Below are 22941 nucleotides of genomic sequence, written 5' to 3'. Positions count from 1 at the left end.
CGTCGTTGCCAGGCCTACACAGTCAAACACTCCGCAGCCCAGAAGTCCCAGCGAGCATCAGCCACGCCGGTCCTCAGCAGTCCAGGGCCTTGCCCGCGATCAGCCCCGACAGGTCGTCGATCTGCGCCAGCACCTCGAGATCGTCGCCGTCGACCAACCACCGCAGCACCAGCCCGTCGAGGGTGGCCATCCCGAAACGCGCGATCGACGCCACCGGCTCCAGCCATCGCGTCCCGGTGTGGGCGGAACACTTCTCGAAGAACAACCGGGCCTCGGAGTCTCGAATTCGATACTGCCCACTGGCGATCTCGGCGGCCGAAGCGGACCCGAGCGCGCGATGACGCAACAGATAGGTCTTGATCTCGTAGGCGAGCAACTGCCGATCCGGCGACTTCTCGATCAGCAACCACACCGCGCTCAGACCGCCGTGCACCAGCTCTCGCAGACCACGAACGCCCGGGAGCTCGCGCGTGCCCACGGCACTGTCCAACGCGGCGTGCAGAATCTCGGTGACGTCGACGATGAGGTGCTCCCCCATCGCGATCACCAGATCCTGCTTGGTCTCGAAGTAGTACTGCACGATGCCCTTGGTGACCTCGGCATGCTCCGAGAGAGCACGCACGGTCAGGGACTCGATGCCGACCCGCTCGGCGACATCGATCGCAGACTGCACCAGTTGTGCGCGTCGCACATCAGCGGGCAGCCTCGATTGCATGACCCGATCCTAGGGCGCGGGCGAGTTCTGTGCCTCGGATTGCCCCAGGGGAGCTCGGTGCGGAACGGCCCCTCGGTATCGGCAGTGCAATAGTGATCGGATGAGCGCGCGGTCGTGGCAGAACTGGGCAGGTAATCAGCACGCTTTTCCGGCGAGCCGCGAAGAACCCACGTCGGTGGACGAGCTGCGCGCCGTGCTGGCGGGTGCCGTCGAACGATCTCGCACGGTGCGGTGCGTCGGGGCCGGCCATTCCTTCACTCCGATCGCGGTGACCGACGGCGTCCAGATCGGCCTGGATTCGCTGCGCGGCATCGAATCTGTCATCGGTGCCCAGGACGGTTCCGCCCGGGTGACAGTGCTCGCAGGCACCCGGCTGCGCGAGCTGACCGCGCGGTTGTGGGACCTCGGCCTGGCCATGACCAACCTCGGCGACATCGACGAACAGTCCGTCGCCGGAGCCATCTCCACGGGTACCCACGGAACCGGAGGACGCTTCGGCGGCATCGCCACCCAGGTGCATGCGCTCGAGCTGATGACCGCGGACGGCGAACTCGTGCAGTGCTCCCGCTACGAGAATGCGGAATTGTTCGACGCCGCCCGCATCGGCCTCGGTGCGCTCGGCGTCATCACCCGGGTCACGCTCGACTGCGTTCCGGCCTTCGCCCTAAGGGCCGTCGAGGAGCCGTCGACGCTGCGGGGAACGCTCGAGAATCTCGACGCGACCATCGCAGGCGTCGACCACTTCGAGTTCTACTGGTTTCCGCACACCGACCGCGTCCTGACCAAACGCAACACCCGGCTACCCGGTGACACGCGGCTGAAGCCGCTGGGAAAGGTGCGCTCGTATCTCGACGACGAGCTGTTGTCCAACACGGTCTTCGAGGGTCTCAACCGTATGGTGACGCGAATGCCGGCCCTGATTCCCCGGGTCAACGCGGTCTCGGCCCGAGCGCTGTCGGCTCGCGAGCACACCGATCGCTCGTACCGGGTGTTCGCGTCGTCGCGGACGGTCAAGTTCGTCGAGATGGAATATGCCGTGCCCGCGTCGGAGATCGGGTGGGTGCTGCGCGAGGTGGATCGCTGGCTCGAGCGGTCTGCGATATCCATCGCGTTCCCCGTGGAAGTGCGCTTCGCGGCGGCCGACGACATCTGGCTCTCCACCGCGTACGGACGCCCGACGGCCTACATCGCCGTGCACCAGTACCACCGCCGCGATCACCGCGAGTACTTCGACGCCGTCGAGGCCATCTGCCGCAGCGTCGACGGGCGTCCGCACTGGGGAAAACTGCACTCCCTGAGCGGCGACGAACTGCGCGATACCTACGAACACTTCGACGACTTCCTGCGTGTTCGCGATTCGATGGACCCGAGAAAGCTGTTCGGCAGCGAGTACCTCGAGCGTCTGCTGAACTGATTCGCTTACATTGGAGCGAGTGAGCACAGGAAAACGCGCGCTGTCCGGCATCATCGCCGCCGGAGTGGTCCTCGGCGTCGGTGAATTGATCGCCGTCCCCATCGGACCGAACTCGTCACCGCTGACCGCCGTCGGGTCCTCGGCCGTCGACAACAGTCCGGCCCCGATTCGCGAGTGGGCCATCGACACGTTCGGTACCTCCGACAAGCTCGCCCTATTCGTCGGCATGGCGGTGGTGATCGGAGCCATCGCCGCGGCGGCAGGAATCGCCCGCAAGCCGATCGGTGCCGTCGTGTTCGCCGCCCTGGGCGTTGTGGGCGTACTCGCGGCAGTGACTCGACCCGACGCGACGGCCCTGTACGCGGTTCCGACCATCGGCGGCGTCATCGTGGGCATAGTCGTGCTGCACGCCCTCATCGGTGCCGCCGCGCCTGCGACCGAGGGCATGACCCGACGCAGCTTCCTCACCCTCGCCGCCGGTGCCGCGGTACTCGGCGTCGTTGCCGGAACAGCCGGACGGATGCTGACCTCGGCCCGCGCAGTCACCGCAGATCGACTCGGCTTCATGCTGCCCACGCCGACCCCGCAACCCCCGATACCGGCGGGGGCCGACCTGAAGATCGACGGCCTCGCGTCGTACATCACCCCGAACGACGACTTCTACCGCATCGACACCGCGTTGGTCGTGCCGCGCGTGGCGTCCGAGGACTGGTCGCTACGCATCCACGGCATGGTGGACCGCGAGATCGAGCTGACGTTCGCCGACCTCGCGCAGCGCCAGGCAGTGGAGAAGACGGTCACCCTGACCTGTGTGTCCAACATCGTCGGCGGCGATCTCGTGGGCAACGCAACGTGGATCGGCTACCCGCTCAAGGACATACTCGAAGAAGCAGGCATCTCCCCCGACGCCGACATGGCGCTGTCGTCGAGCAGTGACGCCTTCACCGCGGGTACTCCCCTCGAGGTGCTACTGGACGGTCGCGACGCCCTGCTCGCCGTCGGCATGAACGGCGCACCGCTGCCCGTCGAACACGGCTACCCGGCGCGACTCGTCGTCCCCGGCCTGTACGGATACGTCTCGGCAACCAAATGGGTCACCGACATCGAGATCACCCGCTTCGACCGCGTGACGGCATATTGGACCGACCGCGGTTGGGGCGCTCTCGGACCGATCAAGACGGCCTCGCGAATCGACACCCCACGATCGGGCAGTTCCGTGCCCGCCGGGCGGACGGTGATCGCGGGCGTCGCCTGGGACCAGCACACCGGTATCGACGGCGTGGAAGTGCAAGTGGACGAGGGTAACTGGGTGCCGACAACACTGTCGGAGGAGTACTCGAAGGACACGTGGCGGCAATGGACGGTGGAACTGGACCTACCCGCAGGCCAACACTCGATCCGAGCGCGCGCCACCAACTCCGCAGGTGAGCTGCAGACCAACAAGACTGCCGACACCGTTCCCGACGGTGCCACCGGCTACCCGCGGATCTCGGTGACGGCGAGCTGATCTGGGTAACCGGGTCGTTCCTGCAGGCTCCACTCCTAGTAATCGGGTCGTTCCTGCAGGCTCCACTCCTACCGCTTCACGAAACTCGCACGGATCGAGTTCTCGGCCAGCTGCTTTCGCTCGGCCGCGGTGAGGCCCATTCCCGCTTCGAGGGCAGAGAAGTTGTCGTCGACGTAGCCACCGAAGTAGGCGGGATCGTCGGAGTTGATCGATACCGACAGGCCGCGCCCGAGCATCTGCCGCAGCGGTAGCTGCTCGACGGTGTCGATCACCTTGAGCCGGACGTTGGACAGCGGGCACACGGTGAGCGGAATCTGTTCTCCGACAAGACGATTCACCAGTGCCTCGTCTTCGAGGCACCGCACTCCGTGGTCGATGCGCTCGACCTTCAGCAGGTCCAGTGCCTGCCAGATGTAGTCCGGCGGACCTTCCTCACCGGCGTGGGCGACGACGTGCAGTCCCTCGGCGCGCGCCTTGGCGAACACGTCCACGAACAGCGACGGCGGATAGCCCACCTCGGCGGAATCGAGACCGAGCCCGATGATCGGAGCCTGCATCGCCAACAGATCGTCCAGCAGCTGGTTGGCATGCAGCACCGGCTTGTCGCGCAGGATCGACGCGATCAACCCACTGGTGACACCGAATTCGCGCTCGCTGGATGCGCAGGCGTCGGCCAATCCGTCGACGACGGCCTCGAGGGGGACACCGCGCTCGGTGTGCGCCTGCGGATCGAAGAAGATCTCCGCGTGCGTCACCCCGGCCTGCGCGGTGCGGCGAAAGTAGGCCCGGGCAAGATCGGCGAAATCCTCTGCGGTCTGCAGCACGGCCATGTTCGCGTAGTACAGATCCAGGAACGACTGCAGGTCGGTGAACTCGTACTTCGCCTGCAATTCATCGATGTCGTTGTACGGCAACGACAATCCGTTGCGCTCCGCGAGCTCGAATATCAGCGGAGGTTCGAGTGACCCCTCGATGTGCAGGTGCAGTTCGGCCAGCTGATCAGTACTCACTCACCCGATGCTACTTGCCCGTGTACGTCGCCTTCCCCGGACCGACCTCGAGGAAGCTCTTCACCGCGCCCCGCAGATCATCGGTCTCGAACAGCGCGCCGGAGACCTCCGAGGTGATTTCGTCCGCGTGGGCCACACCACCCGAACGCCAGGCTGCCACAATCTGTTTCGTTGCGGCATGCGCGACGGTGGGGCCGTCGGCCAGTCGATGAGTCAGCGCGAGCGCCGCGGCGTCGACATCGTCGTGAATCTGATTGACCACGCCCCACTCCTTCAACGTCTGCGCGTCGTACAGGTCACCGGTCATGACGAGCTCGCGAGCCCGACCCGAACCGGCCCGCTCGGCGAGACGCTGCGGCCCACCCATCGACGGCGTCAACCCGACGACGGTCTCGACCAGACCGAACTTGGCCTTGGGACCGGCGAGAATGATGTCGCACGCCAGCGAGATCTCGAACGCCGCAGTGAGCGTCAAGCCGTGCGCGGCGTAGATCACCGGGCAGGGCAACGCCTCGAGCGGATGGGCAATCTGTGCGAACAACCCACGCCACAGATCCGCGCCCTGCGCGGCGGACAGGCCCTCGAAGACATGCACGTCGACGCCTGCCGAGTTCACCTTGCCCTCGGCGCGCAGCAGTACCGCCCGCGGAGGTCGCGCGACGAGATCGGCGATATCGGCGGCCACTGCGTCGAACATGGCCTGATCGAACAGATTGAGCGGGCCGTGGTCGAAGGTGAGGACGGCGACCTCCGCGCCGGCTGCGGTGGTGGATCGAACGAGCGAAGTGGGTGCGTCAGCCATGGTTCGCATAGTGCCACACCCGTCCGAGGACCTTGTTACCACCGAGTATTGTGCGCAGGAAAGTGAACGTTACCGAGAGGAACACCTAGATGAAGCGCAGTCTGTTCGAGTCCGACCACGAGGACTTCCGCGCATCGGTTCGAGAGTTCGTCACCCGAACCATCACGCCGGTCGAGGAGAAGCTCGTCGAACAGCGGTACATCGACCGCGAGATCTGGCTCGAAGCCGGACGCAACGGCTTCCTGGGCCTCGAGGTACCGGAGGAATACGGCGGCAGCGGAGCCGAGGACTACCGATTCAACGCCGTCCTCGGCGAGGAACTCTCCCGCTCGAGTGCAGCGGTGGCGTCGTGCTTCGGTATTCACGTCGACATCGTCGCGCCCTACCTGGTCAAGCTCACCACCGAGGAGCAGAAGAAGCGCTGGCTGCCCGGCTTCTGCAGCGGCGAGATCCTCACCGCGATCGCGATGACGGAACCCTCCGGCGGCTCCGACCTGGCCGCACTGAAGACCACTGCCGTCAAGGACGGCGACGACTTCATCATCAACGGCTCCAAGACGTTCATCACCAACGGCAACTCCGCAGACCTCGTCATCGTCGCCACCCGCACGACGCCGGAGAAGAAGGCCAAGGGCATCACGCTCTTCGCCGTCGAGAACGGCACCGAAGGATTCTCCCGCGGCCGCAAGCTCGACAAGGTCGGCCAGCCCGAATCCGACACGGCCGAACTGTTCTTCGAGAACGTGCGTGTCCCGAGCTCGAACATGATCGGTGAATTCGACGGCGGCTTCATCCACATGATGCAGCTACTCCCCCAGGAACGCATCAGCTGCTCGGTGGCCAACCTCGGACACGTTCGCCCCATCCTCGAAGAGACACTGCAGTACGCCAAGGACCGCAAGGCTTTCGGTCAGCAGATCGGCTCACTGCAGTGGAACAAGTTCCTGCTCGCCGAGCTCGTCACCAAACTCGATGTGGCACAGGCGTACATCGACAACTGCATCGCCGCGCACGGCATCGGTGAGCTGACGGCCATCGACGCCGCCAAGGCCAAATGGTGGAGCTCGCAGGTGCAGAACGAAATCCTCGACCACTGCGTCCAGCTGCACGGCGGCTATGGATTCATGAACGAATACCGCGCCGCCCGCGCGTGGAAAGACGCTCGCGTGACGAAGATCTGGGCCGGATCGAACGAGATCATGAAGGAACTGATCGGACGTGACCTGGGCCTGTAGAGCGGCTTCGCCGCATGTGCACGGAACTTCGTAGTGGGCTACGAAGTTCCGTGCACATGGGCTACTTGAAGGCAGGCCTGGCGTAGAAGCAGACCGCAATCATGCCGACGATCAACACGGCGGCGGGCAGAATCAGCGACTGCGCCATTGCGGTCGTGAAACCGTCACGCAGCATTTCGGGTACTCGGCCGGCAAATTCGTTTGCCCCCGAATCCGATCCACCGGTAGGTAGTTCGGCGGCCAAGCGCGATTGGATGAGCGCGCCGATACCCGCACTACCGAGCACGGAGCCGATCATGCGGGTGGTGTTGTAGATACCCGAACCCGCGCCTGCCTGACTCATCGGCAGGTTGCGAGTTGCGGTGGCCGCCAACGGAGACCAGATCAACGCGTTCGCCACACCCATCGCCGCGATGGGCAGAAGCAGCTTCCAGATCGCCGTGGTGGGCGTCATCTCGTATGCGAACCACAGCAGTGCCGCGGCCAGAATGAACAGTCCCGAACCAGCGATGTAGCGGGGATGGGTCTTGTCGACGAGTTTGCCGATGTTCGGTGCGAGCAGCCCGGTCAGCAGGGCCATCGGCACGAACAGCAAAGCCGAACGGGTCGGGGTGAGTCCGGTGACGCTCTGCGCGTAGAACATGATCGGCAGCATCATGCCGGACATCGCGAAACCCATTGCGGCGATACCGATATTGGAGAGCGAGAAGTTGCGATCACGGAAGAGCGCCAACGGGACCAGCGGTTCGCTCTTGTTCACCGCCTGCCAGTAGACGAACCCGGCGAAGACGAGCACTCCGATGCCGATGAGGATCCAGATACCCGTCCCCCAGTCGTACTTCTGACCTTCCTGGATGCCGAACACGATGCAGAACAGTCCGATTGCGCTCAGTGCGACGCCGAGCAGATCGAACTTGTGGTCGTTGGTGGGCAACACCGGAACGAACTTCAGCGCCAACGCAATTGCGATCACGCCGACCGGCAGATTGATGAAGAAGATCCACTCCCAGCCGAGGGAGTCGACCAGGACGCCACCGAGGATCGGGCCGACGAGGGTCGCCACACCGGCGACGGCACCCCACGCGCCCATGGCCGTTCCGCGCTTCTCGGCGGGGAACACCCGAGTGATCACGGCCATCGTCTGCGGGGTGATCATCGCAGCACCGATGCCCTGGACTGCCCGAGCCGCGATGAGCATCTCGATCGACCCGGAGAGGCCACACCATGCCGATGCGAGCGTGAACAGGACGAGGCCGGCGATGTAGAGGTTTCTGGGACCGAACTTGTCACCGAGACGCCCGGTGACGAGCAGCGGCACCGCATACGCCAGCAGATACGCGCTGGTCACCCAGATGACGTTGTTGATGTCGGTGTTCAGGCCCGCGAGGATGGCCGGCTGAGCGACTGCCACGATGGTGGTATCGACCAGAATCATGAAGAAGCCAAGGCACAGCGCCCACAGGGCGGGCCAGGGCTTGATCTCTCGTTGTGGCGGAGCGGTCTCGACGACGTTCATGTGCTCTCCTGGTTCCGATCCGTCAGTGTCGTGTGATGTGCGGAAATGTCGTGCGGCCACGGGAGCTCGCCGCTGTCGATACGATCGATGTACCGGGTCAACCAGCTCACCTCTGCGGACTGCATGTGGTGGAGGTAATCGATTCCGGCCCAATAGATTTCGGAGACCTTCCGGTCTGCGGCAAGCTGCTGATAGCCGGCCAGCTCCGCGATCTCCTCGGCCAGGTCTTCGATGCGGCCGCGGAGAAGGGCGACGGCCTCGGACGCCGACAGGTTGTGCATCTCGGACAGACCGAGAACGAACTGCGGATACTCGCGCACCGGAGTTCGAAGAATCTCCGCAAGTCGATCGGTGAGCACTCGACGTCCAGCGGGCGTGATCTCGTAGGTCGTGCGTTCCGGACGGTTGCCACCGCGGTCCGTCCCCACCTCGGCGACCAGCTCACGCTCGTGCAGTCTGGTCACCGCGTGATACAGCGATCCGGGGCGGATCTTGACGATGCGATCCTCTTTGCGCGACAACAGAAGTTGATACATCTCGTAGGGATGCATCGGACCTTCCGACAGCAAGGCGAGCACCGATACGCCCAGGGGATTCACCGCTCCATCCCGCATCGGTTCACACCCCCAGTCTGATATTCCGCTCGAATTATTCCAACTGGAATATATGGGCACCGACTGATGCAAAGCAACCCGGACATTCCTCCGACCTGGGGATCTATCGGACATACAACGCACACAGGGCACCGACCGAGGTCGATGCCCTGTGAAACAGACGAAGGCCGGATACTCGGAATTTCTTCCGTGTATCCGGCCTTGTCACCGAATTTCTGGCGGAACTTACTTCGAGAAGCTCACTCCACCAGGAGAAGTCGGGTTACGAAGCTTGAATCAGATGGCGCGGACGCCGGTAGCCTGGGGGCCCTTCTGACCCTGGCCCACCTCGAACTCCACGCGCTGGCCCTCGTCGAGCGACTTGAAGCCGCTACCCTGAATCTCCGAGTAATGAACGAAAACGTCCGGTCCGCCACCATCCTGCTCGATGAAGCCGAAGCCCTTTTCGCCGTTGAACCACTTCACACTGCCCTGCGTCATTCTGTAAACCTTCTGTAAGCGAGCTAGATCTTCACGTCGAAGCTCTAATCTCAAAAGTGAGTCTGCCATCAATTGGCGCTGAGCGAAACACCGGGGGCAAAAAAGTTCGAAAGATTGCTTTTGGACGGTGAAACCGGAACGTCGCCCAGCGCGTCTGTAGCTAGGGTTCAGACGTGGATCTCCCCCTTCTCGATGCCGGCCCGTTCGATCCCCACCGACTCGACATCGTCCGCCTGGCCTGGTGTCGCCGATTGCAGATGGACGATCGCGCCCTCGACACCGACGCCGACCGCGTCGAACATGTCGCTGCCACCGAGGACATCACCGTGCTGCGACTGGCCGAGACCACCGTGATCGTCGGTCCGTCCTGGGCCGTGAGTGCCTCGCGCGCGATCAGCGGCCGGGCGAGTGCGGACCGAACTTGGATCTCGTCGCTGCTGGGCGACCGTGCGGCGCACTACGAGATCGGCACCCACACGCTGGCCTACGGCTCGGACATCGGCCACACCATCGACGTACACGACCCGCTGATCTCCCACGATGCGGAGCACGCGCGCAACCTCGCTGCGCACTCCAGTGACGCCGACGTGACCGAAGCATTCGGCGAGCCGGTCTCGCGGAACTGGTTCACACTGCTCGGCGACGACCGTCCGGCCGACTCGGCGTACTCGCTCGCCTCGGCCGGCTACTCCGAGGAGCAGCTGATCCTGGCCGACATGCGTGTACTGACGGACCCGGACCATCGCCGACGGGGCCACGCCCAGGTGGTCGGCAGGCTGGCGACCAACGACGCCATCGACGACGGCCTGATTCCACAGTGGCGATCGCGACCCGAGAACGCCATTGCTCGACGCCTCGCCGCGCGGCTGGGTTACGTGGAGATCGGCGCGTGTCATACCGCCGTACCGCGCGCTGATCGAGATTGAGTCGGCTCCGAACTGGGTAGCGTCGACAGCACAGATCGATGCGAGGAGTGAACAACATGGCCGACGATGCCGCCTACGTGAAGCCGGGTAAGGAATTCACGCGCGACACCAACTACATTCCGACGCGGATCACCGCGGACGGGCGGGACGGCTATCCAGTGGAGCCGGGGCGGTACCGCCTGATCGCCGCCCGCGCCTGCCCGTGGGCCCATCGGTCCATCATCGTTCGCCGACTACTCGGACTCGAAGACGTTCTGTCCCTTGGCATTCCGGGACCGACCCACGACCCCCGCAGCTGGGACTTCCAGGAGGAGCCCGGCGGCGTCGACTCGGTGCTGCAGATCCCGAGATTGCAGGACGCCTTTTTCGCCCGCTTCCCCGACTACGAACGCGGCATCACCGTCCCCGCCATCGTCGACGTCCCCACAGGCCAGGTCGTCACCAACGACTACCCACAGATCACGCTCGACCTGTCCACCGAATGGACGCAGTACCACCGCGAGGGCGCGCCCGATCTCTACCCCGAGGCGCTGCGCAGCGAGATAGACGAAGTTGCCGAACTGGTGTTCAAGGACGTCAACAACGGCGTCTATCGCTGCGGATTCGCCGGCTCCCAAGAGGCGTACGAGAAGGCCTACGACCGACTGTTCGCCCGCCTCGACTGGCTCGTCGAACGCCTGTCCACCCAGCGCTACCTCGTCGGCGACCACATCACCGAAGCCGACGTACGCCTGTTCACCACCCTGGTGCGCTTCGATCCCGTCTACCACGGCCACTTCAAGTGCAATCGCAGCAAACTCACCGAGATGCCGGTGCTGTGGAACTACGCGCGCGACCTGTTCCAGACCCCCGGGTTCGGCGACACCGTCGACTTCGACCACATCAAGCGGCACTACTACGAGGTGCACACCGACATCAATCCGTCGGGCATCGTGCCCAAGGGCCCGGACCTGACCGGATGGCTCGAACCCCACGGCCGCGAATCCCTGAGAGGATCACCCTTCGGCGACGGCACCGCTCCCCCACCACCGAAGCCCGACGAGCTGGTACCGCCCGACCACTGGGTGCGCTGAACCTGCGGATCGACCGGCCACCACACTCGCGACCGAAAGAAGAATCGATGGCAGGCAAGAAGGACGACGCACAGGTCGAGGTCTCCAGCGGAGGCAAGCTCGAACGCGCGCTGGTCAACATCCTCGACAACGCCAGCCGCCTACAGGGACCCGCCGTCGACAAATACGTCGCGCACGTGCGTCGAGCACACCCCTACGACACCCCGGCACAGATCATCGAACGCCTCGAGAAGCGGTTCCTGCTCGCGGTCACCGGCAGCGGCTCGGCGGTGGGCGGTGCCGCGGCGATCCCGGGCGTCGGGACCGTCGCCTCGCTCGCCGCGGTGGGTGCCGAAACCGCGTTCTTCATCGAGTCCTCGGCGCTGCTGACACTGTCGGTCGCGTCCGTGCACGGCATTCCCGTCGAGAACCACCAGCAACGACGCGCCCTGGTGCTGTCGATCGCCCTCGGCGAATCGGGCATGCAGATCGTGCAACGAACTGTCGGCAAGACCGCCAAGAACTGGGGACCGCTGATCACCTCCCGCGTCCCGGGCGGCTCGATGGCGACCATGAACAAGTCGCTGGTGAAGAAGTTCATCACCAAGTACCTCGCCAAGCGCAGCGCGCTGTTGGTCGGCAAGATGCTCCCCGCCGGAATCGGCGCAGCGATCGGCGGCGCGGGCAACCGCGCGGTCGGCAAGGGCGTCATCAAGAACGCCCGCGACGCATTCGGTCCGCCGCCGGCCAGGTTCCCGGAGAACCGCATCATCGAGCCGGACCAATGAGCGCTCGCGGAATCTTCGCGAGTCCGACGCGTTGACTCCGAACATGACTTCCACACCTGAACTCGGCACGTACGGCGTCTGGCGACTGCACTCGGCGTTCACACCCGAACTGTCCCGGGCGATCGAATCCTTCGGCTACGGCACGATCTGGCTGGGCGGCTCGCCGCCGGCGGACCTGACCACCACCGAGGAGATTCTCGACGCCACCGAGACGGTCGTCGTCGCGACCGGCATCGTCAACATCTGGTCGGACGCAGCGGCCGACGTCGCCGCGTCGTACCACCGGTTGGAGAGCAAGCACCCGGGCCGTTTCGTCCTCGGAATCGGCGCAGGCCACCCCGAGGCGACGCAGGAATACACCAAGCCGTACGACGCTCTGGTGACGTACCTCGACGCTCTCGACGAGGCCGGAGTCCCGGTGGAGCGACGCGTCCTCGCTGCTCTCGGCCCGAAGGTGCTCGCGCTGGCGGCCGACCGGACCGCAGGCGCGCACCCGTACCTGACCACCCCCGAGCACACCCGTGAAGCGCGAGAAGCACTGGGACCGAACAAGATTCTGGCACCCGAGCACAAGGTCGTCCTGGAGTCGGATCCGGAGAAGGCGCGCTCGATCGGCCGGCCACCGGTCAACAACCCCTACCTGCACCTGCGCAACTACACCAACAATCTGAACCGACTCGGCTACTCCGACGAGGAGATCGGCGACGGTGGCAGCGACCGACTGATCGACGCGTTGGTGGCGCACGGTTCCGCCGACGCGATCGCAGCCCGATTGAACGAGCACGTCGACGCGGGTGCGTCGCACGTGACACTGCACTCGCTGCCCGACATGGCCGATCCGCTCGAGACCTACCGAGAGATCGCCGCCGCGCTGCATCGCTGACGCCGGAGTGGCTCGCGCGCGAGCGGTCGCACCGGATGTCGGTCGCACCCCGTAGCCTCGGGTACCGGTTGCCGCGCGCAGCCGGTACATGAGGCGTTCGACGGCAAGGGGGAATGCGCACAGATGACCAGCTACCCGGGAGCGGCGCTCGAAGCGCAGGCACTGACCAAGCAATTCGGCACTGTTCGCGCAGTCTCGGACCTGAGCTTCGCCGTTCCACGCGGAACCGTCACCGGATTCCTCGGCCCCAACGGGTCGGGCAAGTCGACGACACTGCGCATGCTTCTCGGGCTCGTTGCACCCACCTCCGGCGTCGGCCTCGTCAACGGCGCTCCGTTCCGCACGGCAACCCACCCGGCCCGCACGGTGGGAGCCGTCCTCGACTCGCTGAGCCTGCACCCCAAGCGCAGCGCTGCTCATCACCTGAAGATCTACACCGCCGCGATCGGCGTACCCGACAGTCGCGCCCTGGACGTACTGCACCTGGTCGGCCTCGGCGACGCCGCCGACCGCGCGGCAGGCGGCTTCTCCCTCGGTATGCGTCAACGCCTGACGTTGGCGACGGCACTGCTCGGGGATCCGGAAATCCTCGTGCTCGACGAACCCGCGAACGGTCTCGACCCCGAAGGGATCGCCTGGCTACGCGACTTCCTGAAGGCATTCGCTGCGTCAGGGCGCACCGTGCTGGTGTCGAGTCACATCCTGCGCGAGATCGAGCAGACCGTCGACAATCTGGTGATCGTCAGCGCCGGAGCACTCGTGTATCAGGGTTCCATCGCGCAACTGCGGTCGACGCGTCCGAGCCGCGTACTCGTGGCCGCATCGGACCCGGCGGCCTTGGCATTGGCGTTGGCATCGAGTGGGTTCAACGACAGCCAACTGCTGCCCGACGGACGCATCGGCGTCGCTGGTACCGACGCGGCCACGATCGCCCGCATCGCTGCCGACGCCCAGGTGACGATCTTCGGGACCACCAGTGAACATGTCGACCTCGAGCAGGTGTTCCTGTCGATGACCGCGGGTCAGTACAACGCCGCACCCGTTCAGCAGAATCCGTACGGCGGGCCGCCGCAGGGTTACGGCCCGCCGCCGGGTCATCACCAGGGCTACGGCCCGCCGCAGAATTACGCTCCGCCGCAGAACTGGAACGGGGGCCCGCGATGAACGCGTTGCTGACGTCGGAGATCCGCAAGGTCACGACACTGAAGTTCTGGTGGGCACTGGCGATCGCTCCGATCGTCGTCGGAATCTTCGCATCCGTCATCACGTCGGTGATCGCGAACCAGCTGGGCGAATTCGAGGAGGACCTGGACATCTCCGGCGGGGTCGCCTCGATCGGCCTGTACGTCGCCGCCGGTGCCGCGATTCTGTTCGCCGGCATCTTCGGTGCCGTCAACACCGGAACCGAATTCCGCCACCAGACCATCACCACCAGTTTCCTCACAGCTCGCGGTCGAGACGGGGTGATCGCGGCCAAACTCATCGTCACTGCGCTGTTCGGCCTCGGATACGGCCTGGTGGTGCTGCTGGCCAGCTTGATCTGCCTGCTGATCTTCAACGAGCGGACAGTGCTGCTCGACGGCGCGTTCATCGGCGTGGTGGCGTCGTGCCTCCTCGCGGTCGTGCTGTGGTCGATGATCGGTGCCGGCCTGGGTCTGCTGCTCAAATCTCCGACGTGGGCCGCGATCGTGCTCGTCGCCTGGCTGCCGTTCGGCGAGGGTCTGGTCTCGCTGATCCTGTTCGGTCTCGGGCTCGGATCGGTCGCCGTGGCGCTGCCGTCGAACCTGACTCTGCCGACCATGGCGGCGACTCAACTCGACGACGCGGGCGACCTGGCGTCGTGGCCGTGGGCACCGCTCGGACTCGTGCTGTGGGCGGTGATCCTCACCGGCGTCGGCTGGTTCCTGGCCCGCTCCCGCGACATCGGCTGAGGTCGGCGCCGGGAGTGGAGCCTGCGGAACGACCCAGACAGGCAGGAGTGGAGCCTGCGGAACGACCCGGATCGGCGGTCCCTGGGTTCGCAGGCCAACCCTGTCGGTACTCGGGTCTACCGTGGTGAATCGATGGCACACAGTAATGCGGTGAAAGACCGAGCAGCGGCACCCGGACGCAGCGCGTCGACACTCGACAGCGCAGAACCCGCGTCGAGTACCCGGCGTGGGTGGATCAGACGCCTGATCGCGCAGTGCATGCTGCATCGACGTACCGCACTCGGAGCCCTGGGCGTGACGATGATCGCCGCGGTCATCGACATCTCGTTCCCGCTGCTCACCAGAGTGGCGATCGACGACGCGACCGCAGGCAAGGGCGAGAAGATCGCCACCGTCGCCGCCGCCATCGCACTGTTGGGTCTGGTGCGCTTCGCGTGCCAATTCGGTCGACGCATGCTCGCCGGCCGGCTCTCGATCGACGTCCAGCACGATCTACGCCTCGACCTGCTCGCGTCACTGCAGCGGCTCGACGGGCGCAAGCAGGACGAGATCCGTACCGGCCAGGTCGTCTCGAGATCGATCACCGACCTACAACTGGTGCAGGGGCTGCTGGCCATGGTGCCGCTGTCGGCGGGAGCCGTCCTGCAGTTCGTGCTGGCGCTGGTGGTGATGGCGTATCTGTCGCCGCTGCTCACCGTTGTCGCGGTACTCATCGTTCCTGCTGTCAGCATCGTGGTCTACCGAATACGGCCCACTCTCTTCGCGGCCACCTGGTCGGCGCAGCAACGCGCCGCCGATCTGGCACAACATGTCGAGGAGACGGTCACCGGCGTTCGAGTCGTCAAAGGCTTCGGACAGGAAGCCCGCGCGGTGGATCGCATCGAGACACTGGGGCGCACGCTGTTCGCCGAGCGCATGCGATCGGCGAAGATCAACTCGCGGTTCGCACCGTCGATGGCCACCATTCCTCAGCTCGGACTCGTCGGAGTCATCGCCCTCGGCGGCTATCTGGCCCTGCAGGGCAGCATCACGATCGGCACGTTTCTGGCCTTCGCCACCTACGTCGCAACCCTGTCCGCCGTGACCCGCACCGTCTCCTCGGTGGTGATCATGGCTCAGCTCTCCCGCGCGGCAGTCGAGCGCGTCTACGAGGTGGTCGACACCGAGCCGTCCGACCCGGAACCGGCCGAACCCGTCGCGTTGCCCGGCGGCCCCCTCGGAGTCCGTATCTCCGAGGTGACCTTCGGATTCGAGCCCGAACGCGACGTGCTCACCGGCCTGAACCTGACCGTCTCGCCCGGCGAGACGGTGGCCGTCGTCGGCCATGCGGGCTCCGGAAAGACCGCGCTCGCCCTGCTGCTCCCCCGCTTCTACCGCCCCGCTCGGGGACAGATTGCGCTGACGTCCGACGGAACGTCCATCGATATCGACGACCTCGACTCGACGTCGCTACGCGAGGCGGTCTCGCTGGTGTTCGACGAGCCGTTCCTCTTCTCCGACACCATCGCCGCCAACATCGCTCTCGGCAGGCCTGACGCCACGGCGGAGGAGATCGAGCACGCGGCGCGGCTGGCGCAGGCCTCGACCTTCATCGACGCGCTGCCCGAGGGATACGACAGCCTCGTCGGTGAGCGCGGACTCACGCTGTCCGGAGGCCAGCGCCAACGCATCGCACTGGCCCGCGCTCTTCTCGTCGAGCCCCGAATTCTGATCCTCGACGACGCCACCTCCGCCGTGGACGCCGAGACCGAGGCCGCCATCTTCGACGCGTTGCGGGGCGTCCGCACGCGCGCGACTCTCGTTCTCGCTCATCGCCGCTCGACTCTGACGCTGGCCGACCGCGTCGCCGTCCTCGACAACGGCCGCATCATCGACACCGGAACGGTCGACGAACTTGATCAGCGTTGTCCGTTGTTCCGTGCCCTGCTGGCCGGCGGAGACGGCGAACTCGACGATGATCGCGGCGCGGAGCCGGCCGTAGAACCGTCCGCCGACACGCTCTGGCCCGACACGTCTCCTGAGTCGACGGTCGCACCCGGGGCAGCCGCGACACCCGCGCCCGGAGGCGGAGGTGGTCACGGAACAGCGATGGCCGGGGCATTCGGCTCACTCGCACCCACACCGGCCATCTCCCAGGCAGTCGCGGCCCTGCCGCCTGCGACCGAGGACCCGGGCACATCGGGATCCGAGCTGCGTCGACCCGACCCGGAGTTCCGGCTGTCGAGACTGCTGAGCCCGGTGCGCTTGTTGCTGGCTGCCGTGGTGGTGCTCCTCGCGCTCGACTCACTGGCCTCGATCGCCTTCCCCTCACTCGTTCGCTACGCGGTGGACAGCGGAGTGGCGAGTGGAGATTCGAACACCCTGTGGATTGCCACCTCGATCGGTGTCGTGCTGGCAGCGGCGAGTTGGTTCGTCGTCTGCTGGACGACGGTCATGACCGCGCGGGCAGGCGAGCGAGTGCTCTTCGGACTCCGGGTGCGCAGCTACGCACACATTCAGCGGCTCGGCCTGGACTACTACGAACGCGAGCTGTCGGGTCGCATCATGACTCGAATGACCACCGACGTCGATGCGCTGTCTTCGTTCATCCAGACCGGAGCCTCGACCGCGGTGGTGAGTGTGCTGACCATCGTCGGCATCGCCGCGGCACTGCTCGTCACCGACCCGGCACTCGGACTGGTGGCGCTGGCTGTGGTGCCGCCCCTCGCCGTGTCCACAGTGATCTTCCGGCGCATCTCCTCGGCCGCGTACTCGACGTCCCGCGAGCGCATCTCGATCGTCAACGCCGACTTCCAGGAGAACGTCACGGGACTGCGAGCGGCACAGGCGTACCGGCGCGAGGAGTACGCCGCATCCCGGTTCGCCGAACGCTCCGACCGCTACCGGGCGAGCCGAATGCGATCGCAGACCGCGATCTCGGTGTTCTTCCCCCTCATCACGTTGCTCTCCGACGTCGCCCTCGCCGTCGTCGTGTTCGTCGGCGCACATCAGATCGCCACCGGCACCACCACCGCGGGCACCCTCGTCGCGTTCGTGCTCTATCTCGGGCTGCTCTTCGGACCGATCCAGCAGCTCTCGCAGGTGTTCGACGGTTACCAGCAGGCACGTGTCGGTGTCGGCCGCATCGGGGATCTGCTGCGCACTACCAGCTCCATCGAAACTGCCACCGCCGCGCACTCCACCGTCCTCCCCGGCGGACGTCTACGCGCCGACATCGATCTCGTCGACGTCGGTTTCCGCTACGCCGGAGCCCACACCGACGCGCTGCGTGAGGTAAATCTCACGATCCCCGCCGGCACCACCGTGGCGCTGGTCGGGCGCACCGGAGCGGGCAAATCCACCGTGGTGAAATTGCTGGCCCGCTTCTACGATCCGACCTCCGGATCGGTGCGCGTGGGCGGCCACGATCTACGCGATTATCGCCTCTCTGACTACCGGCACCGCCTCGGCGTCGTACCGCAGGAAGCGCACCTCTTCACCGGAACCGTCGCGTCGAACATCGCCTACGGCAGGCCCGACGCCACCCGTGCCGACATCGAGAACGCGGCCCGCTCGGTGGGCGCTCTGAGCACCATCGCTGCACTTCGCGGCGGTATGCACCAACCCGTCGGCGAGCGTGGGCAAGGGCTGTCCGCGGGTCAACGACAGCTGATCGCACTGGCCAGGGCCGAGCTGGTCGACCCCGATCTTCTGCTGCTCGACGAGGCCACCGCCACGCTCGATCCCGCGACCGAACGCACCGTGCTCGCAGCCAGCAGTGCCGTCGCACGCACCCGCACCGCAGTGGTCGTCGCGCACCGCTTGGCGACCGCCGCACGAGCGGACCTGATCGTGGTGGTCGACGGCGGCCGTATCGTGGAAGTAGGTCGACATTCGGAGCTCCGCACGCGGGGCGGGTTCTACGCGCAGCTCTGGACTGCAGCCGAAACGAACCGAGGGAATAATTCGATAGTCCAAGGTGTCATCGACAACGAGGCCGATGGTTACCGGTGAGTACATATCACAGCTACGTCCCGGACGCACGTGAGCTGGACCAAAGGTCTAGCCTGGACACGTACGCGCGCTGAACGGGAACGAAGACAGAAACGAGGCGAACTACTGCCGTGAGCAGCAGCTCTACTACCCAATTCGGACAAAATCAATGGCTGGTCGACGAGATGTACCAGCGATTCAAGCAGGACCCTTCATCCGTCGACGCGAGCTGGCACGAGTTTCTGACCGGTTACGACCCCGAAGCAGTGACCGACGAGACCGCCGGATCCAACGGTGCTGCCGGTAACGGCGCAGCCTCGAACGGTAGTTCGGCCAAGTCCGCTCCCCCAGCAGCACCCGCGCCTCCCGCCAAGCCTGCCGCCTCGACTCCACAGAAGGACAGCGCTCCCAAGGCCGACGCTCCGAAGACCGCAGCACCCAAGGCCGCTCCGAACGCCGCCGCTCCCAAGGCCGAGGCCTCGAAGCCTGCCGCTTCCGCCAAGCCTTCCGAGAAGAAGGCAGCGCCGGCCAAATCCGCTCCCGCAAAGCCCGCCGCAGCCGAGTTCGGTGAAGAGTCGAGCAAGATTCTGCGCGGCGCTGCTGCAGCGGTGGCGAAGAACATGTCCGCCTCGTTGCAGATTCCGACCGCGACCAGCGTGCGTGCCATCCCGGCCAAGCTGATGGTCGACAACCGTCTCGTGATCAACAACCATCTCGCTCGCACTCGCGGCGGCAAGATCTCGTTCACGCACCTGCTCGGCTATGCCATCGTGCAGGCCGTCAAGGCGTTCCCGAACATGAACCGCCACTTCGCCGAGGTCGACGGCAAGCCGAACGCCGTCACTCCGGCAGCGATCAACCTCGGTCTCGCGATCGACCTGCCCGGCAAGGACGGCAACCGTTCCCTCGTCGTCGCCGCCATCAAGAACACACAGGACTTCACGTTCACGCAGTTCTACAACGCGTACGAGGACATCGTGCGGCGCGCTCGAGACGGCAAGCTCACCGGTGAGGACTTCCAGGGCGTCACCATCTCGCTGACCAACCCCGGTGGAATCGGAACCGTGCACTCGGTGCCGCGTCTGATGAACGGTCAGGGAGCCATCATCGGGGCCGGTGCCATGGAGTACCCGGCCGAGTTCCAGGGAGCCAGCGACGAGCGTCTCGCCGAGTTCGGCGTCGGCAAGCTCATGACGCTGACCTCGACGTACGACCACCGCATCATTCAGGGTGCGGAGTCGGGCGACTTCCTCAAGACGATCCACAACCTGTTGATCAGCGACGAGTTCTACGACGAGCTGTTCCACTCGCTCAAGATCCCCTACGAGCCCATTCGCTGGCGCAAGGATCTGCCCGAGGGCACGGTCGACAAGAACACCCGCGTGCTCGAGCTCATCGCGGCGTACCGCAACCGCGGTCACCTCATGGCCGACACCGATCCGTTGCAGTTCACCAAGGACAAGTTCCGGATGCACCCGGACCTCGACGTGATCAGCCACGACCTCACGCTGTGGGACCTCGACCGCGAGTTCAAGGTCGGCGGATTCCACGGCCGGGACAAGATGAAGCTGCGGGACGTGCTCAGCGTGCTGCGCGACTCGTACTGCCGCCACGTCGGCGTCGAGTACACCCACATCCTCGAGACCGAGCAGGTCTCGTGGCTGCAGGAGCGCGTCGAGGCAAAGCACGTCAAACCGACTGTGGCGCAACAGAAGTACATCCTGAGCAAGCTCAACGCGGCCGAGGCGTTCGAGACCTTCCTGCAGACAAAGTACGTCGGTCAGAAGCGCTTCTCGCTCGAAGGCGCGGAAGCGGTCATTCCGATGATGGATTCCGTCATCGACCAGAGCGCCGAGTACGCCCTCGACGAGGTCGTCATCGGTATGCCGCACCGCGGCCGACTGAACGTGCTCGCCAACATCGTCGGCAAGCCCTACTCGAAGATCTTCACCGAGTTCGAGGGCAACATGAACCCGGCAGCCGCACACGGCTCCGGCGACGTGAAGTACCACCTCGGTGCCGAGGGCACGTACATCCAGATGTTCGGTGACAACGACATCAAGGTCTCGCTCACCGCGAACCCGTCGCACCTCGAAGCCGTCGACCCCGTCCTCGAAGGACTCGTTCGCGCCAAGCAGGATCTGCACGACAAGGGCACCGGCCAGGGTGGCTACTCCGTCCTGCCGCTGATGCTGCACGGAGATGCTGCATTCGCCGGCCAGGGCGTCGTCGCCGAGACGCTGAACCTGTCCGATCTGCGGGGCTACCGCACCGGCGGCACCGTGCACATCGTCGTCAACAACCAGGTCGGCTTCACCACCTCACCGGAGTTCTCGCGTTCGTCCGAGTACTGCACCGATGTGGCGAAGATGATCGCCGCGCCGATCTTCCACGTCAACGGCGACGACCCCGAGGCGTGCGCCTGGGTCGCTCAGCTGGCAGTGGACTTCCGTCAGAAGTTCCACAAGGACGTCGTCATCGACATGATCTGCTACCGCCGTCGCGGTCACAACGAGGGCGACGACCCCTCGATGACGCAGCCCGCGATGTACGACGTGATCGACACCAAGCGCAGCGTCCGCAAGAGCTACACCGAGTCGCTGATCGGCCGCGGTGACATCTCGCTCAAGGAAGCCGAGGACGCACTCCGCGACTACCAGGGCCAGCTCGAACGCGTCTTCAACGAGGTACGCGAACTCGAGAAGTACACCCCTGAGCCCAGCGAGTCCGTCGAGCTCGACCAGCAGTTGCCGACCAAGCTCACCACGGCCGTCGACAAGTCGGTCCTGCACCGCATCGGTGACGCCCACCTCGACGTACCCGAGGGCTTCAACGTGCACCCGCGCGTCAAGCCGGTGCTCGAGAAGCGTCGTGAAATGTCGTACGAGGGCAAGGTCGACTGGGCCTTCGGTGAGCTGCTCGCACTCGGATCGCTCGTGGACGAGGGACGCAACATTCGCTTCTCCGGCCAGGACACCCGACGCGGCACGTTCACCCAGCGCCACTCGGTGATCATCGACCGCAAGACCGGAGCCGAGTACACCCCGCTGCAGAACCTCGGCAGCGAGAACCCCGGCAAGTTCATGGTCTACGACTCCGCACTGAGCGAGTTCGCGGCCGTCGGCTTCGAGTACGGCTACTCCGTGGGCAACCCGGACGCCCTGGTGATGTGGGAAGCGCAGTTCGGCGACTTCGTCAACGGCGCGCAATCCATCATCGACGAGTTCATCTCGTCCGGTGAAGCCAAGTGGGGTCAGCTCTCCGACGTCGTGCTGCTGCTGCCGCACGGCCACGAAGGCCAGGGTCCCGACCACACGTCCGGACGCATCGAACGCTTCCTGACGCTGTGCGCCGAGGGCTCGATGACCGTCGCACTCCCCTCGACCCCTGCGAACTACTTCCACCTGCTGCGCAGGCACGCGCGTGACGGCATCCGTCGCCCGCTGATCGTCTTCACCCCGAAGTCGATGCTGCGCAACAAGGCAGCGGTGAGCAACATCGAGGACTTCACCGACGGCAAGTTCCACTCGGTGTTCGACGAGCCCACCTACGACACCGGCACCGGCGACCGCAGCGCGGTCAAGCGAGTGCTGATGGTCAGCGGAAAGCTCTACTACGAGCTCCTCGCTCGCAAGCAGAAGGACAACCGCGACGACGTCGCGATCGTCCGCGTCGAGCAGCTGTACCCCGTGCCGGTCCGTCGGATCCGGGAAGCACTCGAGAGCTACCCGAACGCAACGGAATTCCGTTGGGTTCAGGAAGAGCCTGCGAACCAGGGTGCATGGCCGTTCTTCGGTCTCGCACTGCCCGAGCTCATGCCCGAGAAGCTGGTCGGCATCAAGCGCATCTCGCGTCGCGCAATGTCCGCCCCGTCGTCGGGATCGAGCAAGGTTCACGCAGTCGAGCAGCTCGAAATCATCGACGAGGCATTCAACGCAGTCGGTGAAGGCTAGAAAAGTTCGGAAGCGCACAGCGGCCCACTTCTTCGGAGGTGGGCCGCTTTCGTCGTTTCTGGGCTCCCGGGGTTGGGATCAATGTGAGATTCAGTCGCTCAGACTGCAACAAAGCCACATTCATCCTGCGGAGGCCGACCCAC

17 protein-coding genes are annotated in these 22941 nt (G+C 65.3%); 11 read left to right on the top strand and 6 right to left on the bottom strand.

Going from position 1 to position 22941, the window contains the following annotated elements; translation table 11 throughout:
- Positions 1-73 precede the first annotated feature (73 nt).
- Positions 74-715, bottom strand: a complete 642-nt coding sequence (locus tag R4P57_RS10435; protein WP_317802743.1) for a TetR/AcrR family transcriptional regulator — start codon at positions 713-715, stop codon at positions 74-76.
- Between the two features lie 100 nt (positions 716-815).
- Between R4P57_RS10435 and R4P57_RS10430 the strand changes: the two genes are divergently transcribed.
- Both R4P57_RS10430 and R4P57_RS10425 read left to right on the top strand, forming a co-directional pair.
- The gene (locus R4P57_RS10430; RefSeq protein WP_317802742.1) at positions 816-2129 is read left to right on the top strand and encodes a D-arabinono-1,4-lactone oxidase; all 1314 of its coding nucleotides are present in this window, start codon (positions 816-818) and stop codon (positions 2127-2129) included.
- A 19-nt stretch (positions 2130-2148) separates the two neighbouring features.
- Positions 2149-3636, top strand: a complete 1488-nt coding sequence (locus tag R4P57_RS10425) for a molybdopterin-dependent oxidoreductase (RefSeq protein ID WP_317802741.1) — start codon at positions 2149-2151, stop codon at positions 3634-3636.
- A 68-nt stretch (positions 3637-3704) separates the two neighbouring features.
- Here R4P57_RS10425 and R4P57_RS10420 read toward each other — a convergent pair whose 3' ends face one another.
- Positions 3705-4646: an adenosine deaminase gene (locus R4P57_RS10420; RefSeq protein ID WP_317802740.1), complete on the bottom strand. Its 942-nt coding sequence runs from the start codon at positions 4644-4646 to the stop codon at positions 3705-3707.
- A 10-nt stretch (positions 4647-4656) separates the two neighbouring features.
- The gene (locus R4P57_RS10415; protein WP_317802739.1) at positions 4657-5448 is read right to left on the bottom strand and encodes an enoyl-CoA hydratase/isomerase family protein; all 792 of its coding nucleotides are present in this window, start codon (positions 5446-5448) and stop codon (positions 4657-4659) included.
- Between the two features lie 89 nt (positions 5449-5537).
- Here R4P57_RS10415 and R4P57_RS10410 point away from each other — a divergent pair, with 89 nt between their 5' ends.
- Positions 5538-6683: an acyl-CoA dehydrogenase family protein gene (locus tag R4P57_RS10410; protein WP_317802738.1), complete on the top strand. Its 1146-nt coding sequence runs from the start codon at positions 5538-5540 to the stop codon at positions 6681-6683.
- A gap of 61 nt (positions 6684-6744) precedes the next feature.
- On the opposite strand, the gene R4P57_RS10405 is transcribed toward R4P57_RS10410, so the two are convergent.
- From R4P57_RS10405 to R4P57_RS10395, 3 genes are all read right to left on the bottom strand, one after another.
- Positions 6745-8199, bottom strand: coding sequence for a DHA2 family efflux MFS transporter permease subunit (locus R4P57_RS10405; protein ID WP_317802737.1), 1455 nt, complete (start codon positions 8197-8199; stop codon positions 6745-6747).
- Positions 8196-8813 carry a PadR family transcriptional regulator gene (locus R4P57_RS10400; protein ID WP_317802736.1) on the bottom strand — a complete coding sequence of 206 codons (618 nt, stop codon included), beginning with the start codon at positions 8811-8813 and terminating at the stop codon, positions 8196-8198. Before R4P57_RS10400 ends, R4P57_RS10405 begins: the two co-directional genes overlap by 4 nt.
- A gap of 276 nt (positions 8814-9089) precedes the next feature.
- Positions 9090-9293 (bottom strand): cold-shock protein, encoded by a 204-nt coding sequence (locus R4P57_RS10395; RefSeq protein WP_008714360.1) that lies wholly within the window; start codon positions 9291-9293, stop codon positions 9090-9092.
- Between the two features lie 173 nt (positions 9294-9466).
- Between R4P57_RS10395 and R4P57_RS10390 the strand changes: the two genes are divergently transcribed.
- The 8 genes from R4P57_RS10390 (at position 9467) to R4P57_RS10355 (ending at position 22798) form a co-directional block, all read left to right on the top strand.
- A complete protein-coding gene (locus R4P57_RS10390) occupies positions 9467-10219 on the top strand; it encodes a GNAT family N-acetyltransferase (RefSeq protein WP_317802735.1) in 753 nt (250 codons plus the stop codon).
- A gap of 56 nt (positions 10220-10275) precedes the next feature.
- Positions 10276-11292: a glutathione S-transferase family protein gene (locus R4P57_RS10385; RefSeq protein ID WP_317802734.1), complete on the top strand. Its 1017-nt coding sequence runs from the start codon at positions 10276-10278 to the stop codon at positions 11290-11292.
- Between the two features lie 47 nt (positions 11293-11339).
- A complete protein-coding gene (locus R4P57_RS10380) occupies positions 11340-12059 on the top strand; it encodes a hypothetical protein (protein ID WP_317802733.1) in 720 nt (239 codons plus the stop codon).
- Between the two features lie 43 nt (positions 12060-12102).
- Entirely contained in the window at positions 12103-12942 is an 840-nt protein-coding gene (locus R4P57_RS10375) for an LLM class F420-dependent oxidoreductase (RefSeq protein ID WP_317802732.1), read from the top strand.
- Positions 12943-13065: 123 nt separating this feature from the next.
- Complete coding sequence (locus R4P57_RS10370) at positions 13066-14106, top strand: ABC transporter ATP-binding protein (protein WP_317802731.1); 1041 nt, start codon at positions 13066-13068, stop codon at positions 14104-14106.
- Complete coding sequence (locus tag R4P57_RS10365; RefSeq protein WP_317802730.1) at positions 14103-14873, top strand: ABC transporter permease; 771 nt, start codon at positions 14103-14105, stop codon at positions 14871-14873. Before R4P57_RS10370 ends, R4P57_RS10365 begins: the two co-directional genes overlap by 4 nt.
- 258 nt (positions 14874-15131) lie before the next feature.
- Positions 15132-18866: an ABC transporter ATP-binding protein gene (locus R4P57_RS10360; RefSeq protein WP_317802809.1), complete on the top strand. Its 3735-nt coding sequence runs from the start codon at positions 15132-15134 to the stop codon at positions 18864-18866.
- 110 nt (positions 18867-18976) lie between these two features.
- Positions 18977-22798 (top strand): multifunctional oxoglutarate decarboxylase/oxoglutarate dehydrogenase thiamine pyrophosphate-binding subunit/dihydrolipoyllysine-residue succinyltransferase subunit, encoded by a 3822-nt coding sequence (locus tag R4P57_RS10355; protein ID WP_317802729.1) that lies wholly within the window; start codon positions 18977-18979, stop codon positions 22796-22798.
- Positions 22799-22941: the final 143 nt, after the last annotated feature.

This window comes from Rhodococcus sp. IEGM 1330, from assembly GCF_033142445.1.
GTDB lineage: Bacteria > Actinomycetota > Actinomycetes > Mycobacteriales > Mycobacteriaceae > Rhodococcoides.
Note: the sequence above shows the minus strand (reverse complement) of the source record. Positions and strands in the feature narration are given on the sequence as shown.